Origin of the sequence: Paenibacillus sp. EKM211P (genome assembly GCF_011066175.1) — a bacterium.
Lineage (GTDB): Bacteria > Bacillota > Bacilli > Paenibacillales > Paenibacillaceae > Paenibacillus > Paenibacillus polymyxa.
The window spans coordinates 371359-386730 of record NZ_JAAMNS010000002.1 but is presented as its reverse complement, the minus strand read 5'-3'; the positions used below and the strand labels follow the sequence as shown (position 1 = coordinate 386730).

16 protein-coding genes are annotated in these 15372 nt (G+C 42.1%); 15 read left to right on the top strand and 1 reads right to left on the bottom strand.

Annotation, left to right across the window (positions count from 1 at the left end; translation table 11 throughout):
• Window positions 1-6 precede the first annotated feature (6 nt).
• The 14 genes from G9G57_RS04755 to G9G57_RS04690 all read left to right on the top strand — a co-directional run bounded on the left by G9G57_RS04755 (window position 7) and on the right by G9G57_RS04690 (window position 13922).
• On the top strand, window positions 7-654 hold the full coding sequence (locus G9G57_RS04755; protein WP_038978085.1) for a response regulator transcription factor: 648 nt from the start codon (window positions 7-9) through the stop codon (window positions 652-654).
• Between the two features lie 207 nt (window positions 655-861).
• On the top strand, window positions 862-2058 hold the full coding sequence (locus G9G57_RS04750; RefSeq protein WP_025365500.1) for a nitrate/nitrite transporter: 1197 nt from the start codon (window positions 862-864) through the stop codon (window positions 2056-2058).
• 108 nt (window positions 2059-2166) lie between these two features.
• Window positions 2167-3186 carry a ThiF family adenylyltransferase gene (locus G9G57_RS04745; protein WP_017426865.1) on the top strand — a complete coding sequence of 340 codons (1020 nt, stop codon included), beginning with the start codon at window positions 2167-2169 and terminating at the stop codon, window positions 3184-3186.
• 86 nt (window positions 3187-3272) lie between these two features.
• Window positions 3273-3716, top strand: coding sequence for a molybdenum cofactor biosynthesis protein MoaE (locus tag G9G57_RS04740; RefSeq protein WP_025365499.1), 444 nt, complete (start codon window positions 3273-3275; stop codon window positions 3714-3716).
• Window positions 3709-3942: a MoaD/ThiS family protein gene (locus G9G57_RS04735; RefSeq protein ID WP_025365498.1), complete on the top strand. Its 234-nt coding sequence runs from the start codon at window positions 3709-3711 to the stop codon at window positions 3940-3942. The genes G9G57_RS04740 and G9G57_RS04735 overlap by 8 nt, the downstream gene beginning before the upstream one ends.
• A gap of 69 nt (window positions 3943-4011) precedes the next feature.
• Window positions 4012-5028: a GTP 3',8-cyclase MoaA gene (moaA, locus tag G9G57_RS04730; RefSeq protein WP_016821781.1), complete on the top strand. Its 1017-nt coding sequence runs from the start codon at window positions 4012-4014 to the stop codon at window positions 5026-5028.
• Between the two features lie 397 nt (window positions 5029-5425).
• Complete coding sequence (licT, locus tag G9G57_RS04725; protein ID WP_025365497.1) at window positions 5426-6250, top strand: BglG family transcription antiterminator LicT; 825 nt, start codon at window positions 5426-5428, stop codon at window positions 6248-6250.
• Between the two features lie 116 nt (window positions 6251-6366).
• Window positions 6367-8283, top strand: a complete 1917-nt coding sequence (locus G9G57_RS04720) for a beta-glucoside-specific PTS transporter subunit IIABC (protein WP_102998938.1) — start codon at window positions 6367-6369, stop codon at window positions 8281-8283.
• A 28-nt stretch (window positions 8284-8311) separates the two neighbouring features.
• Entirely contained in the window at window positions 8312-9769 is a 1458-nt protein-coding gene (locus G9G57_RS04715; RefSeq protein ID WP_113050010.1) for a glycoside hydrolase family 1 protein, read from the top strand.
• A 226-nt stretch (window positions 9770-9995) separates the two neighbouring features.
• Window positions 9996-10832, top strand: coding sequence for a methyl-accepting chemotaxis protein (locus tag G9G57_RS04710; protein WP_113050011.1), 837 nt, complete (start codon window positions 9996-9998; stop codon window positions 10830-10832).
• A 111-nt stretch (window positions 10833-10943) separates the two neighbouring features.
• Window positions 10944-11294, top strand: a complete 351-nt coding sequence (locus tag G9G57_RS04705) for a hypothetical protein (RefSeq protein WP_113050012.1) — start codon at window positions 10944-10946, stop codon at window positions 11292-11294.
• An 86-nt stretch (window positions 11295-11380) separates the two neighbouring features.
• Complete coding sequence (locus tag G9G57_RS04700; RefSeq protein ID WP_102163603.1) at window positions 11381-12187, top strand: alpha/beta fold hydrolase; 807 nt, start codon at window positions 11381-11383, stop codon at window positions 12185-12187.
• Window positions 12188-12211: 24 nt separating this feature from the next.
• Complete coding sequence (locus tag G9G57_RS04695) at window positions 12212-13195, top strand: sensor domain-containing diguanylate cyclase (protein WP_113050013.1); 984 nt, start codon at window positions 12212-12214, stop codon at window positions 13193-13195.
• Between the two features lie 280 nt (window positions 13196-13475).
• A complete protein-coding gene (locus G9G57_RS04690) occupies window positions 13476-13922 on the top strand; it encodes a DinB family protein (protein ID WP_113050014.1) in 447 nt (148 codons plus the stop codon).
• A gap of 12 nt (window positions 13923-13934) precedes the next feature.
• Here G9G57_RS04690 and G9G57_RS04685 read toward each other — a convergent pair whose 3' ends face one another.
• On the bottom strand, window positions 13935-14771 hold the full coding sequence (locus G9G57_RS04685) for an IS1595 family transposase (protein WP_113050015.1): 837 nt from the start codon (window positions 14769-14771) through the stop codon (window positions 13935-13937).
• Between the two features lie 125 nt (window positions 14772-14896).
• Between G9G57_RS04685 and G9G57_RS04680 the strand changes: the two genes are divergently transcribed.
• A complete protein-coding gene (locus tag G9G57_RS04680; protein WP_025679228.1) occupies window positions 14897-15292 on the top strand; it encodes a hypothetical protein in 396 nt (131 codons plus the stop codon).
• The last annotated feature ends 80 nt before the right edge of the window (window positions 15293-15372 follow it).

Here is a 15372-nt window from a genome sequence, read left to right as displayed (position 1 = left end):
AACTTGATCAAAATTGTATTAGCGGATGATCATGCCATTGTACGAAGCGGATTTTCCATGATTCTCAACTTCCAATCGGATATGGAGGTTGTCGGAACGGCTGCGGACGGGATTGAAGCGTATACTATGGTAGCCAAACATCAGCCGGATATTCTAATTATGGACCTCAGCATGCCTCCAGGCGAAAGTGGATTGATCGCCACAGGCAAGATTAAAGAGGACCATCCTGATACTAAAATTCTGATTTTGACCATGCATGACGACGAAGAATATCTATTTCATATTTTGAAGAATGGTGCTTCAGGGTACGTTTTGAAAAATGCGCCAGATGAGGAGTTATTGCTGGCCATACGAACCATTCATGGGGGCGGGACTTATATCCATCCTAAAATGGCCACTTCTCTCGTGCGTGAGTTCATTAAGAAAGACACAACATCACAAACCGAAGATCCGTATGAGATTCTGTCCAAGCGCGAGCTGGAGATTCTCCCTTTGGTTGCAAAGGGATACGGTAACAAGGAAGTTGCCGAAAAGCTGTTCATTTCTGTCAAAACCGTGGAAGCGAATAAAGCTAAAATCATGGAGAAGTTGAACTTAAAAAGCCGGCCTGAGCTGGTCCAATATGCTTTAAAGAAAAAAATGCTGGATTTCTAGTTTATGAAGAAGATTATTTTTAATCCAATAATATATCTACAATGAATCAAGCAGCTTCTTACGAGAAGCGGCTTTTTTATTTTCAGGGACTCCCCTGACCGGGAAAGGGGAGTCCCCTATATTCGAAAGGAACGGCTAGCGGCTACAATGGGAACAGAAAAATACAAATCAAACATTCGACAGAATAAAGTTGAAAAGGTGAGTTAAATGATTAGAAAAATGCAGTTGCCGCTACAAACATTGAACCTGATTCTTGGATTCATGGTGTGGGTCATCATTTCTTCCCTCATGCCGTTCATTACGGAGGATATTGCGATTCCACCCGGAAAACTGGCCATGGTTACGGCGATTCCGGTCGTGCTTGGATCGATTCTGCGCATTCCGCTTGGTTATTATGCCAATATTTTCGGGGCGAGAATCGTTTTCCTCGTTAGCTTTGTTTTGCTTTTGTTTCCGGTCTACTATATCAGTGAAGCTTCGACGATGACGGATTTAATTATCGGTGGCTTGTTCCTTGGGATTGGGGGAGCGGTGTTCTCGGTTGGAGTAACTTCACTGCCCAAGTACTATCCGAAAGAAAGACATGGCTTTGTCAACGGGATGTATGGTGTGGGCAACCTGGGGACAGCAGTAACGACCTTCTCCGCTCCGATTGTAGCGACACAGGTAGGATGGGCACTTACAGTCAAGCTGTATCTTATCCTATTGCTTGTTTTTATCGTTTTGAATTTCTTCTTTGGGGACCGTCATGAAGCTAAAGTCAAGACGCCCATTATGGAGCAAATCAAAGGGGTTTACAAAAATGAAAAGCTTTGGTTTTTCTCGCTCTTTTATTTTATTACGTTTGGCTCATTTGTAGCGTTCACAGTGTATCTACCGAATTTCCTCGTATCGAATTTCGAACTGGATAAAGTGGATGCAGGGATGCGTACAGCAGGCTTTATCGCGATTGCTACATTCTTCCGCCCGATCGGTGGCTGGCTGGCGGATCGTTTTCAGCCCTTGTTCCTGCTGGTAGGTACGTTTGCTGTGTATACGGTCGCTGCGATTCTTTTGGCTTTTTCCCCAGACATCACCCTGTATACCGTAGGGTGCTTGGCTATCGCTGTGAGTGCGGGAATCGGGAACGGTGTCATTTTCAAGCTAGTTCCATTTTATTTTAATAAACAGGCAGGCATAGTGAATGGAATTGTATCCATGATGGGCGGCCTGGGTGGCTTTTTCCCTCCGATCTTGTTATCGACGATTCATGCTGCTACTGGCCAATATTCCATTGGGTTCATGTTACTCTCCCAAGTGGCACTCGCTAGCCTGATTCTCGTCATATGGCTATATTATCAAGGACGTTTCCCTGTAGCTGCCGAGCAGAACCGCTTTGAGAAACAAAAGGAACTTCAGCAGTAAAGCATTAAGAGTGGAGAAATTATAAAGACACCTTTAACGTTTCTAGCGAGAGCCACAGGAAAAAGCACAAAGTTAACGATCGCTCTTCAACGTTAGGGGGACATTGTGATGAAGGAACGTTATTCAAGACAGATCTTATTTAGACCCATCGGCAGTGAAGGACAACGTAATCTGTCTGAAGCTGTTGTTACCATTATCGGCTGCGGGGCACTAGGCTCCGCCATCGCTGAAACATTAGTAAGAGCGGGCGTCGGAGAGATTCACCTGGTTGACCGTGATTATGTGGAGACGTCGAATCTGCAACGCCAGCAGTTATTCACGGAGCAGGATGCTGCACAAATGCTCCCCAAGGTAACGGCTGCTGAAAAAAGGTTAAAGGCGATACGAGAAGACGTACGCTTGTATACCTATCTCGACAGCTTGGATACCGGGCTTGCTCAAGAGCTTGCTGGTAAAAGCACATTGCTGATGGATGCAACGGATAATTTTGAAACCCGGCTGCTTATAAACGATGCTGCACGAAAGGCTGAAATTCCATGGATTTACGGCGCCTGTGTTGGAAGCACAGGCGTTGTTTTTCCGTTCGTGCCGGGCAAGTCAGCTTGTTTTCGTTGCCTACTGCCATCGCTGCCGGCAATCAATCAGACCTGCGATACGGCTGGAATCATCTCGCCCGCAGTTCAAGTGACGGCTGCTCTCCAAAGTGCAGAAGCCATGAAGTGGCTGAGCGGTAAACGTGATAAAATGCGCAGCAAGGTTCATTTATTTGATCTATGGGAAAATACGCAGATGGACATAGGGATTTCCCGCATCCGCAATCAGAATTGTCCGACCTGTGGAGAACATCCTGTGTTTCCTGCACTGACCGCATCCCGTCGCTCGGCGTATGCTTCGCTGTGCGGACGGGATGTAGTGCAGGTTCTTCCAGACCCTCATCGTCCGATTACGTTGGACGATGCAGAGAAAATGGGCAGGCTTATGGCGGAACGTGTAAAAAGGACCCCTTATTTCGTTGAATTTTATGCCTTTGAGCACCGAATGATTTTATTTAAAAACGGAAGGCTCCTCATTCACGGTATTGGAAGTATTGCCAGAGGTCAAAAGCTATACCATCAGTTGTTCGGTTAAACAAGGGATATAGATCCAGGAAATATAAATAGTGAGCAGAGTTTTCATAGCAGAGTAGCTTGCCAGGTGGCTGGAAGGTGGAAAAGATGAGTGTATTTGAAATCGTGACGGAACCCATTCTTCCGCAGATTTATGCAGATTATGTCTTAAGACCAGAAGCGGGAGCGGTGACCGTGTTTACAGGGCACGTAAGAGAGTGGACCCAAGGCGTACGGACATTATATCTTGCTTACGAGGCCTATGTGCCTATGGCTGAGAAAAAGCTTGCAGAGATTGGCCACGAAATTGAACGGAAATGGGAAGGGACAAGAGTAGCAATTGCACATCGGATTGGTGAGCTTCAGATCGGTGATATTGCCGTTGTCATCGCTGTTTCTTCACCACACCGCTCGGATGCGTATAAGGCGAATGAATACGCAATCGAACGAATCAAGGAAATCGTTCCGATCTGGAAGCGAGAGATATGGGAAAACGGAACACAATGGATCGGACAACAAAAGAAAAAGCCGGAGGAAATCAGTCATGATTAAGCTGTACTATTTTGCGGGACTCCGTGAAGTAACAGGAAAATTTGAAGAAATGGCAGATTTGGCAGGCCAAACTGTAGGGGAATTATACAGTTGGATCACAGATAAATACCCGGGCATGCCGATCAATTCTACACGAATTGCAGTAAACGAGGAGTACGCGTTGCTTACAGATGTACTGCAGGATGGAGATATCGCAGCTTTTATTCCGCCTGTCAGCGGAGGCTAGTGAAAGTGCTCGTCATGTGTCCATGTCCGCAACGTCAAATACAGCTAATGAAAAAAAGAAGGTGGTCACATGAGTTCACATCCGCTGAAGGACCCATTGCGGCGTCCGATTCGTGATTTACGTATATCTGTTACGGATCGCTGCAATTTTCGCTGTTCCTACTGTATGCCAAAAGAAATTTTCGGCGACGATTTTGCCTTTCTTCCCAAAAGCGAATGCCTATCGTTTGAAGAGATTCATCGGCTTACTGAGCTCTTTGTAGGCCTTGGGGTCAAAAAAATACGACTCACAGGTGGTGAGCCGTTAATGCGACCGAACCTTCCCGACCTTGTCTCTAGTATTTTGTCTATCAGTGGAGTTGAGGATATAGGGTTGACCACAAATGGTTTGCTATTAGGGCAACAGGCGCAACGCCTCTATGACGCGGGACTGCGACGGCTTAATGTCAGTGTAGACGCTCTGAACCCCGAGCTATTTGGGCAGATGAATGGACGGGGCATTAAGCCTGCGTTTATTTTGAAGCAGATCGATTTTGCAAGAGAAATCGGTTTTGAGATTAAGGTCAATATGGTGGTTCAAAAAGGTGTTAATGATTCTGAGATTTTGCCGATGGCTGCTTATTTTAAGGACCAGGGAATAACTCTTCGTTTTATTGAATTTATGGATGTAGGTAACGATACCGGATGGAGCTTCAAAAAGGTAGTAACAAAAGAAGAAATTATGGAGCGCCTTAAGAATGAGTACGAGTTGGAGCCGGTAGATCAGAATTACTTTGGAGAAGTGGCAAAACGTTACCGTTATAAAGACAGCGACGCGCAAGTTGGCTTTATTACTTCGGTTTCGGATTCGTTTTGCTCATCCTGCACGCGTGCCCGTTTATCTTCTGATGGTAAGTTTTATACGTGTTTGTTTGCTTCAGACGGATTTGATTTGCGCCAGATGCTTCGTAACGGGGCGAATGATCAGGAATTACTTGATGCGATTACTTCAGTATGGGAACAACGCATAGATCGGTATTCCGATGAACGTACAGAACAGACTGCAAACAACAGAAAAAAAATTAACATGTCCTACATTGGCGGCTGACATTTTTATACGGGTAATGTGCCGTATTCGATGTGGATATTCCCAAAAAGAAAGCGCAAACATTTTTGTTGGCAAAACTTAAATTCGATGTTATTATGATCTTGGGATTGTTACTGAAAAGGCAAAACCCGGGACATGGAACTGGACTTCCATGTGTTGGGTTTTGCCTTTTCTTTTTGTATACAGATTTGCAATAACGTAGAAAGGTGAGTGATAGTGTAGGGCTTATTCCTCTTTATGAATACGCTTTCATTTTAATGGGTTTATAAATCTACACATTATAGTTTGGTTTACAGCGAAAGCTTGATCGGCTATTACCGTCTTGTGACCTATCTGAAATATCGCCCAGCATCTAAATCCTTTTTTAGATTATTGCGGGATCAGGGGGGCAGCCAGAATGATCATAACAAAGATATTTAATAATAACGCCATAATAGCCAAAGATTCAAAAAGGCATGAATTTGTTGTTATGGGTCGTGGAATTGCATTCAAAAAGAATGCAGGAGAACAAGTAGAAGAGCATTTAATTGAAAAGGTGTTTGTACTTAAACAAAAAGATGCTTCAGAGAAATTTAAATTACTGTTAGAGGATGTCCCTACAGAATATGTTTCGTTATGCTATGACATCATTGAATATGGAAAAAGCATATTGGAAGCACAGCTGAGCGACTATGTATATGTTTCGCTTACAGATCACATGAACAATGCATTTAAAATGTTTGATGAAGGGTTTAAAAATGCAAATCCGCTCATCTGGGAAATTAAAAAATTTTATCCTAAAGAGTTTGGAGTTGGCTTAAAAGCGCTGGAGTTTATTGAAGACGAAACAGGTAAACGATTGTCTGAAGATGAAGCAGGTAATATAGCTCTTCATTTAATCAATGCTCAAGTCAACAGCTCCTACCATAAAGTAGCGGATGTCGCTCAGCAAACTCAAAAAATACAGGATATCCTAAATATTATTAAGTACTCTTACAATATTACCCTGGATGAACACTCGACTAGCTATGAACGATTTATTACACATTTAAGGTTTTTCTTTCAGCGGTTAATTCAAAAAGAAAAATTAGCACTGGAAGATGATTTTCTATTAAGGCAAGTGAAAGCAAAGTACAAAAAAGCTTACAGTTGTATGCTGAAAATTGAGAAATACTTGGACACGGTATTGTCAGATGAAGAAAAACTGTATATAACGATTCATATTCAGCGCGTAACTCAATGACCAATTGAATAACTCCTTGGATTGTTACTGGTAATGCAGGCGAAACCAACCTAGATCGAATTTGATCTATTTTGGTTTTGCCTTTTTTTATAAATACAAATAAAGGGGCAGTTACAATGAAGTATGAGACATTAGCAAAAGACATCATCAGAAATGTCGGCGGCAAAGAAAATGTAAATAGTCTAACTCATTGTATTACACGCTTGCGCTTCAAGCTAAAGGATGAAAATAAGGCCAATACAGAGGTTCTGAAAAGTATGGATGGTGTCGTCACGGTGGTAAAAAGCGGGGGACAATACCAAGTTGTGATCGGTAATCATGTGCCCGAGGTTTATGCGGATGTTGCTGCGATAGGCGGCTTCCAGGCAGGTGATTCAGAAGAAACATCAGGTGAAAAAGTCAGTTTGTTCAATAGGTTTATTGATACCATTTCAGGTGTATTTACACCCACGCTGGGTGTCTTGAGTGCCACGGGTATGATTAAGGGTTTTACGGCCTTGTTTGTAGCTATAGGCTGGCTGACTGTTACATCGGGTACCTATCAAATTCTCAATGCATTAGGAGACTGCTTGTTCTACTTCTTCCCTATTTTCCTGGGGTATACGTCAGCTAAAAAATTCAATGCCAACATTTTTATAGGTATGGCGATCGGGGCGTCACTTGTTTATCCAACCTTTAGCACGATAACAGCCTCGGGTAAACCGCTATACACTTTATTTAGCGGCACTATATTTGAGTCACCGGTATATATCACCTTCTTAGGTATTCCGGTCATTCTGATGAGCTATGCATCAACGGTTCTTCCGATCATCGTATCCACCTATGTAGGCTCAAAAATAGAAAATTTCTTTAAAAAGGTCATCCCTAGCGTAGTGAGAACATTCTTGGTTCCGTTTTTCACTTTGTTAGTTATTGTACCCTTAGCGCTGATTGTGATTGGACCACTCTCGACTTGGGCAGGTCAACTGCTTGGCGCAGCCACCCTCTTTGTGTATAACTTAAGCCCGATGATTGAAGGTATTATCATGGGGGCTTTCTGGCAGGTATTTGTTATTTTTGGACTGCACTGGGGTCTTGTTCCTATCGCTATGAACAACTTGGCGGTGCTCAAATTCGATCCGATCCTTGCTGCAACGCTGGGAGCCTCCTTTGCTCAAACAGGTGTCGTACTGGCAATTTTGTTCAAAACCAAAAATGTAAAGCTGAGATCCCTTTCCATTCCAGCTGTCATCTCCGGGATCTTTGGTGTAACAGAACCCGCGATTTACGGGATTACATTACCACGTAAGAAACCATTCATTTTAAGCTGTATAGCGTCTGCAGTAGGTGGCGGTATTATCGGAATGATGGGAACGAAAGGCTATATCATTGGCGGCTTAGGCATTTTCGCGATTCCGAGCTATATTAATCCGTCAGGGATAGACAGCGGATTTTATGGGGCTGTTATTGGTATCCTGGTAAGTTTCGTATTAGGCTTCTTGCTTATGTTTTTTGGCGGGTTTAAAGATGATGAGGTGAAAGAAACGAAAAAAGAAGTTAGTTCAACGGGAGCAGCAAAAGGAGGAGAAGTATTAATAAGACAGGAGACGGTAATTAGTCCGTTAAAGGGTGATGTAAAACCTTTATCTGAGGTAACTGATGAAGCCTTTTCCACAGGTGCTCTGGGTAAAGGGATTGCCATTGAGCCTTCCGAAGGCAAGGTCGTTTCACCTGTAGATGGTGTATTAACCTCCTTATTTTCGTCAGGTCATGCGATCGGAATTACCAGTGATCAGGGCGTGGAAATTCTCATCCATGTAGGTAAGGATACAGTCAAATTAAAAGGTAAACATTTTTATCCCAAAGTAAAACAAGGGGAAGCCGTCAAAAAGGGACAATTGCTCATGGAGTTTGATCTGGAGGCTATCCAAGAGGCTGGTTATGTTCTGACTACTCCTGTAATTGTTGCCAACACTGCTAGTTACTTGGATGTTATTGAAACGGAGAAGAAGACGATTGGTTATAAAGAGGATTTGTTGACGGTCATGGTCTAAGCTACCCATATTTTAGGAGGAATGAACTATGAACAATAATATAACCAAGGAGTTTCCACAAGGATTTTTATGGGGAGGGGCCACGGCTGCTAACCAATTTGAAGGTGGGTATAACGTGGATGGTAAGGGACTAAGCACTGCTGATGTAATAACAGCCGGGACGCATACTATTTCCCGAAGAATTACGCCTGTATTGGAAGAAGGAATGAACTATCCAAGTCACGAGGCTATTGATTTCTACCATCATTATAAAGAGGATATCCGATTATTTGCTGAAATGGGTTTCAAGGTTTTTAGAATGTCCATCGCTTGGTCCAGAATATTTCCTAACGGAGATGATACAGAGCCGAATGAGCAAGGCATGCAGTTCTATGATCGTGTGTTCGCAGAATTAAAAAAGTACAACATTGAGCCGTTGGTTACGATCTCACATTATGAAGCACCGTTTCATTTAACCCAAAAATATAACGGCTGGTCAGATCGCAGAGTGGTAGATTTTTATGTAAGATATTGTGAAGTTCTTTTTAACAGATACAAAGATGTTGTAAAATACTGGCTCACCTTTAATGAAATCAATATCTTAACCTTGTCTTTTGGGGCGTTCATGGCTGGAGCGATGATGCCAGAGGGGAATGGAGAGCTTGCCCATGCTACAGTGAAGGATGAGCAGGACCTGTATCAAGCTTTGCATCATCAATTTGTAGCCAGCGCAAAGGCGGTAAAGCTAGGACATGAGATCAATAAGGATTTTAAAATTGGCTGTATGATTGCTTATATGTGTTCATATCCACTTACCTGTAACCCTGATGATGTTTTGCTGGCTCAACAAAAGGATAATTTGAGTAATTTCCTATGCTCAGATGTTCAAGTAAGAGGTGCTTATCCGGGATATGCTAAACGATATTTTAAAGAACATAATATCCAAATTACGATGCAGGACAATGATGAGGACGTCTTAAAAGAAGGTTGCGTAGATTTTTATACCTTCAGTTATTATTCATCTACTTGTGTCAGTGCAGACCCCAATCAGGAGAAGGTGGGTGGCAATTTATCCATGGGATTAAAGAATCCCTACTTAAAAGCAAGCGACTGGGACTGGCAAATCGATCCACAGGGATTGAGATGGTCCCTCAATAACATTTATAACCGATATGAAATTCCGTTAATGGTTGTGGAGAATGGTCTGGGTGCCGTGGATACCGTGGAAGAAGATGGCTCCATTCAGGATGATTATCGAATTGATTATTTGAAGCAACACATTGAGCAAATGAAAGAAGCCATTGCTGATGGAGTAGATTTAATAGGTTATACGCCTTGGGGATGTATTGATCTGGTAAGTGCGGGAACCGGTGAAATGAAAAAACGCTATGGATTCATATACGTCGATAAGGATAATGAAGGTAAAGGGACACTTGCCAGATCCAGAAAGAAGAGCTTCTATTGGTATAAGAGCGTGATCGAAACCAATGGAGAACAGCTGGATTAATGCTTCGTGTGTGTCTTCAAAAAGTTGTACAGTCAGCGCGTGCCTATTCCATAGGTATGCGCTGTTTGGATTTAAAAACGACTCCCCTTCAGGAAACTACGGTAAATGTATACAAATTAGGGACTCAACCTAGCCAATAGTATGATAATTCACTAAACACATGGGATGAAAATGTCGAAATAGAGGGTAGGATGGATAACAAAATATAAGGAAGTGGATACATATTATGAATCAAGTAGAAGCTGTTTTGACTGCCATGCCGTATATCAGAGAAGCTGCACGACAAGATGTTTTAATTTCCGTAATGGATAGAGAAAAATTTCTATTCTTTCAGTCGGGTAAAAGTTTAGTCTATGACTTCAAGGCAGGCGACCCTCTTCCTGATGTACACAAGAACTTCAAAATGCTAGTAGGCGGAGAAAAGACCAGAGTGCGTTATGATGCCGAAGTTTTTGGGTTTGCTGCTGATTCTTACTTTCATCCGATTAAGAATGAACAGAATGAGATCGAGGCAGTAATATGCATCACCTATAGTACGGATAATCAAGATCAACTGAAGAAGTTGATGAGTCAAGCAGAGGATGTTACAAGCAAGCTAGTTGAAGGGATTCAGCATGTGGCGGCCCATTCGGAGGAGCTTAGTGCGACGGCCGAGGACATTTTAAGCAATACGAAAAAGGCGGTTGAGGATTCTGGTAATGTGACTGAGGTGGCAGGCTACATCAAGGAAATTTCAGAGCAGACAAACTTGCTTGGATTAAATGCAGCCATTGAAGCTGCTCGGGTGGGTGAGGCAGGAGCAGGGTTTGGAGTTGTCGCTGCAGAAATCCGCAAGATGTCTACGGGCACTAAGGAAGCAACTGGACGAATCGAGCAATCCTTGCAAGCTGTCAGACAATCCGTTTATAACATGGAACAAGAGATTACGCAGATTACGGTATCTTCCCAAGAGCAGGCCAAGCTTGTGTCGGAGTTTATGAATATTATCGATCAATTAAATGAAACTAACCAAGGCTTGAGAGGTTTAATAGAGAAAATCACTAATGATATTGATGCAAAATAAAGATTGAAAAAAGTCTCGGTCTGTGAATTGTGCATTCCGTCATGGAAATGTAGATCACAGGGCGAGACTTTTTTTAAGTTTATAGATGAATAACTTGGAGTGGATACATGTATGAATTTGAATGGGTTGAATGAACAGAGTTACACAGAACTAGAGGATTATTGGGTGCGTGTATTTCTAAATGTAGTACAAGATCAGGATAAGGAGAACTGGGTGATTCCTTATTACAACACATCTTTTTCTAATGGTCAGAAATTCATGGATATGAACCCCATTTTTTCGGCTAAATCAAAATTAAGCCATAAATCCATCAGAATCATTCAAGAAACGGTTAATGAAGAGGATGACGTACACTATTGGTTAGATACGAATGGGAAAAACGAATTAGTTATTATTTGTTCCTTATCACAGCAACATGTGCGCAAGGTAAAAGAGATCATTAAACGCTGGATTTATGAATGAGATCCATTATCCATAATCAAATCTTTTCCGATATAATAGGGAAGAGAAGCCATAGAACAGATCCTACCTCAGAGAGGTGATTTACAATGACCGTTGATATTCTCCTACGTAATAATGTAAAAGTGCTGGGCACAGGTAGCCAGACGATTGTGTTTGCTCACGGCTTTGGATGCGACCAGGATATGTGGCGTTATATCGTCCCTAGCTTTATCGACAGCTACCAAATCGTCTTATTTGATTACGTTGGTTCCGGAGATTCTCAAATAAAATACTATGATTCCAAAAAATACAGTGACTTGCAAGGGTATGCCCAAGATGTGCTGGATATTATGGAAGCGTTAGACTTACGAAATACCATATTCGTCGGACACTCCGTTAGCAGCATGATCGGAATGCTCGCATCCATCCGCAGCCCTCAATATTTTGAACGCATTGTCATGCTCGGTCCTTCTCCACGCTATGTGAATGACCTGCCTTCTTATTATGGAGGCTTCGATAAGAGTGATATTGATGAATTACTGGATATGATGCAAATGAACTTTATTGGCTGGGCTAGTTACATGGCACCCATTGCTATGCAGAATCCCGAGCGAGGGGACTTAACCGAAGAATTGGAAAAGGCATTTTGCTCAAGAGATCCTCATATTGCACGGCAATTCGCAGAGGTTACATTTTTTTCAGATTGCCGTGTCGATCTTCAGCATGCTTCGGTTCCTACGCTTATTCTCCAGTGCTCAGACGATAGTATTGCTCCGATTGAGGTAGGGGATTATTTGCATACCCATCTTAGAAATAGCAGACTTCAGCAGATGAGAGCAAAGGGGCATTATCCTCATTTAAGCCAACCAGGAGAAACGAGCGATTTAATTAAAGAATATCTAGCCAGTGTGTAATATCGAATGAAAGGCAGACATACAATGGATATTCAATTAGATAAAGCTCCCTGTGGATACTTTTCAATTTCGGACGCTGGGATCATCCAATCGGTAAATCAAACTTTATTGGACATGCTTCTTTATGAACACGATCAATTGCTCGGACGGCCGATTGAAACGACAATGTCTGTTACGAACAAGCTATTTTTTCATACTTATTTTTATCCCTATATCCAGTTGTACGGGCGTGTCGATGAGATGTACTTTTCGTTTCGGACAAGTGATCGACAGGATGTGCCTGTACTTCTAAACGGGGTTCGCCAGGAACGAAACGGAGAAGCTGTTATTGATTGTGTAGTGCTAATGATGCGTAAGCGAATTGAACATGAAAAAGATATACTACAGACCAAAACCAAGCTTCAGGAATTATATCAGGCGACGAATGAAGCAAACCAGAAGCTTGAACGATTGCACGAAGAATATGAAATCAAGCAGCAGGAATTAGTGAGGATCAATCTCCAGCTAGAAACGATGGCGTCAACCGACCCGTTAACCGGGCTTAAAAATAGAAGATATTTTCAAGATCAATTACTAATCAGCCTAGCCTCTTTTCAAGAGACTGGAATACCTTTCTCGTTGCTGATCATTGATATTGATCGTTTCAAAAGCATTAATGATACTTATGGTCATCCGGTGGGCGACCTGGTGCTCACTCATCTGGCTGAGTTACTACAATCCATGTCACGGGAAATGGACATTGTCGCTCGGTATGGTGGTGAGGAGTTTGTCATTATTCTTCCGGGCAACAATCAAGAGGAAGCCATTCGTACGGCAGAAAGATATCGTTCCATGACGGCCTCAAGGGATTGGGGAGACTACAGCATTACTGTGAGTATCGGTGTGGCAACGGTTACGCAAGCGGATACGGAACAATCGATAGTTCATCAAGCGGATTTGGCACTGTATGCTTCTAAGAGTGGCGGGAGAAACCAAGTCACGCATTCAGCAAGTCTCGTAAAGAAATAGATAGAGGCTTATTAATAAAGGGAATTAAGAGCCGACGCGCCTTAGAGCTAATTAGCCTAGCCTGCCTCTTACGGCGGGCTTTTTATTATAAAGGCTATGTTAAATTCTAATGTTGATATTTGACCATAAGAAAACCGCCTCAGTTGAAAGGCGGTTCATTAAGCTATCGTACCCGTTTGTTTAAGAATTACCCATGAAAAAAACCTTAGCGTAATAACCAATTGTTGACCCACAATATTAGTGTTGGTACAATCTATAAAAACAAATTGGAGGAAATACCATGGAAGCCATCTTACAACATCTTAATTTTAGGATTACTGATGTTCCATCCAGAATCCATACTTATTCTGAACTCGATTTTTCTATTCGGACCCGACCAAAAAGTTGGTCAAAAAAGGAAATACTAGGGCATCTGTGTGACTCCGCACTTACTAATTTACAAATATTTGTGCGTTCTCAATATGAATCTCAACCTTACTCAGTGTTAAAATACGCCCAGAATCATTGGGTGGAACTCATGAATTACCAAAACCTAAGTATTGATCATATTTTGGCTCTTTGGGTTATGTTGAATAAGCAAGTGGCTGTAGTCATTGCAAACATTCCTGAAGACAAGTTGCTGTATTTATGCGACATTGGTGAAGAAAAACTTGTTACGTTAGAGTGGCTTATAAAAGACTATGTTGAGCACTTGGAACACCATCTCGAACAAATTTTTAGTACATAACTGCCAGTTAGCTTAACAAGAATAAGCAGAAATCCGAAGTTTGGTATTCGTGTCGGTTACAGTAAACAAGCACGATTTGACCAACGTATTTTTCTTATTCGATGCGGTATTCTCATATTCCTTGCTGTCTAAGTATCGAAACCAAACCAAAAGATGACCGCCAATTGCTTCGTCCAATTTTGTAGTTCGAATACGTTCACGCCCAAGCACACCAGAGTAGGTCATTTTCTGACGGTCACGAGCAACCAGTACGCACACTTGATCGTGGCTTATACCACGATAATTAGCTTTACCTCCACGTTTACGTGGCTTGCGTTCGGTGATGTTACGTCTACCTTTTTCAGAGAACAAGAAATAAGTCTCGTCCATTTCAACAATATCTTGAAACGCATCGGTTGGAATCTGCTTTAAAGCAGAGAGAATCTTATGCCGCCAATAAAACAAGGTGACATGCGTGACTTCATTGTTTAACTGCTCTGCACATTTTCTCAGAGAAAAGCCCTCAATCATGCATTCAATAAAACGAACCCAAATATGAGGTCTTCTCGTGCGTTGAAGAGGGGTGTTTGTAAGGTAATTGAACGTTTGGCGACAGGACTTACAACGGTAACGTTGACGTTTAACCTCTCCAGTGCGTGTTTTTACAGCGTACTTTCCAAATCGCACGACAGAATGATTTTTACAATGTGGACAAACAAGCCCATCTTTGTGCTTCTGCTCTTGAATTTCATCAATTGCCCGTATTTGATTAGCAATCCCCGTCGTTCGAGTCTGCAAAAAGTAAACAAGTTCTCGTTTTTCGCTATCGTTTAAGGCATTAGCAAGCTTTTTCAGTTCCTTTAAATCCATAGGTAAGCCATCTCCGAATAGTGATATTGCCTATATTATAGAACGTTTGTTCGTTACTATCAAATATCAACAACAAAGTTTAACAAAGCCATTATAAATAGAATGAGTGATGTGAAGGGTTAAACATGGGGGAAGCGTACAAGCTGGACTGTGATACCTGTGCTTATACTAAGAACATATTTGTAGGGTTTGGTTTTTCATATATGAGTTTGGAATCCATTGCTTCGTTTGTACAGGATACTGTCCTTAAACGACGTATTGGGGAATTCATAGGCAACCCTTCGACGAGATATGATGCTTATGACGCGATATATGTATGTCCGGTCTGTCAGGCCATCCGCAATGAACTGTTTATTGAGATGATATCGGACTCATCACAGTATAAAATTTCTTATGCTTGTCCTAGATGCGCGAGTGTTATGGAGCAGGAACACATTGAAAACAATGTGCCTGTTCATTTGAGTTGCCCAGCATGTGAAAAGGGAAAATTGAAAGCAACGTTTTATATGGATTGGGATTAATAGATTCTCCGAATATCACTCCAGCATACTCCAATAAGTCTGGTCAAACCATTCAAATTCAGCTAATATTAATGATAACG

Excerpts from the sequence above, each read along its gene's own strand:
- licT (WP_025365497.1), top strand. The coding sequence starts at position 5,426 with ATGATCATAACAAAGATATTTAATAATAACGCCATAATAGCCAAAGAT.
- G9G57_RS04720 (WP_102998938.1), top strand. The coding sequence starts at position 6,367 with ATGAAGTATGAGACATTAGCAAAAGACATCATCAGAAATGTCGGCGGC.
- G9G57_RS04680 (WP_025679228.1), top strand. The coding sequence starts at position 14,897 with ATGGGGGAAGCGTACAAGCTGGACTGTGATACCTGTGCTTATACTAAG.
- moaA (WP_016821781.1), top strand. The coding sequence starts at position 4,012 with ATGAGTTCACATCCGCTGAAGGACCCATTGCGGCGTCCGATTCGTGAT.
- G9G57_RS04700 (WP_102163603.1), top strand. The coding sequence starts at position 11,381 with ATGACCGTTGATATTCTCCTACGTAATAATGTAAAAGTGCTGGGCACA.
- G9G57_RS04750 (WP_025365500.1), top strand. The coding sequence starts at position 862 with ATGATTAGAAAAATGCAGTTGCCGCTACAAACATTGAACCTGATTCTT.
- G9G57_RS04735 (WP_025365498.1), top strand. The coding sequence starts at position 3,709 with ATGATTAAGCTGTACTATTTTGCGGGACTCCGTGAAGTAACAGGAAAA.
- G9G57_RS04710 (WP_113050011.1), top strand. The coding sequence starts at position 9,996 with ATGAATCAAGTAGAAGCTGTTTTGACTGCCATGCCGTATATCAGAGAA.
- G9G57_RS04715 (WP_113050010.1), top strand. The coding sequence starts at position 8,312 with ATGAACAATAATATAACCAAGGAGTTTCCACAAGGATTTTTATGGGGA.
- G9G57_RS04690 (WP_113050014.1), top strand. The coding sequence starts at position 13,476 with ATGGAAGCCATCTTACAACATCTTAATTTTAGGATTACTGATGTTCCA.
- G9G57_RS04685 (WP_113050015.1), bottom strand. The coding sequence starts at position 14,771 with ATGGATTTAAAGGAACTGAAAAAGCTTGCTAATGCCTTAAACGATAGC.
- G9G57_RS04745 (WP_017426865.1), top strand. The coding sequence starts at position 2,167 with ATGAAGGAACGTTATTCAAGACAGATCTTATTTAGACCCATCGGCAGT.
- G9G57_RS04740 (WP_025365499.1), top strand. The coding sequence starts at position 3,273 with ATGAGTGTATTTGAAATCGTGACGGAACCCATTCTTCCGCAGATTTAT.
- G9G57_RS04695 (WP_113050013.1), top strand. The coding sequence starts at position 12,212 with ATGGATATTCAATTAGATAAAGCTCCCTGTGGATACTTTTCAATTTCG.
- G9G57_RS04705 (WP_113050012.1), top strand. The coding sequence starts at position 10,944 with ATGAATTTGAATGGGTTGAATGAACAGAGTTACACAGAACTAGAGGAT.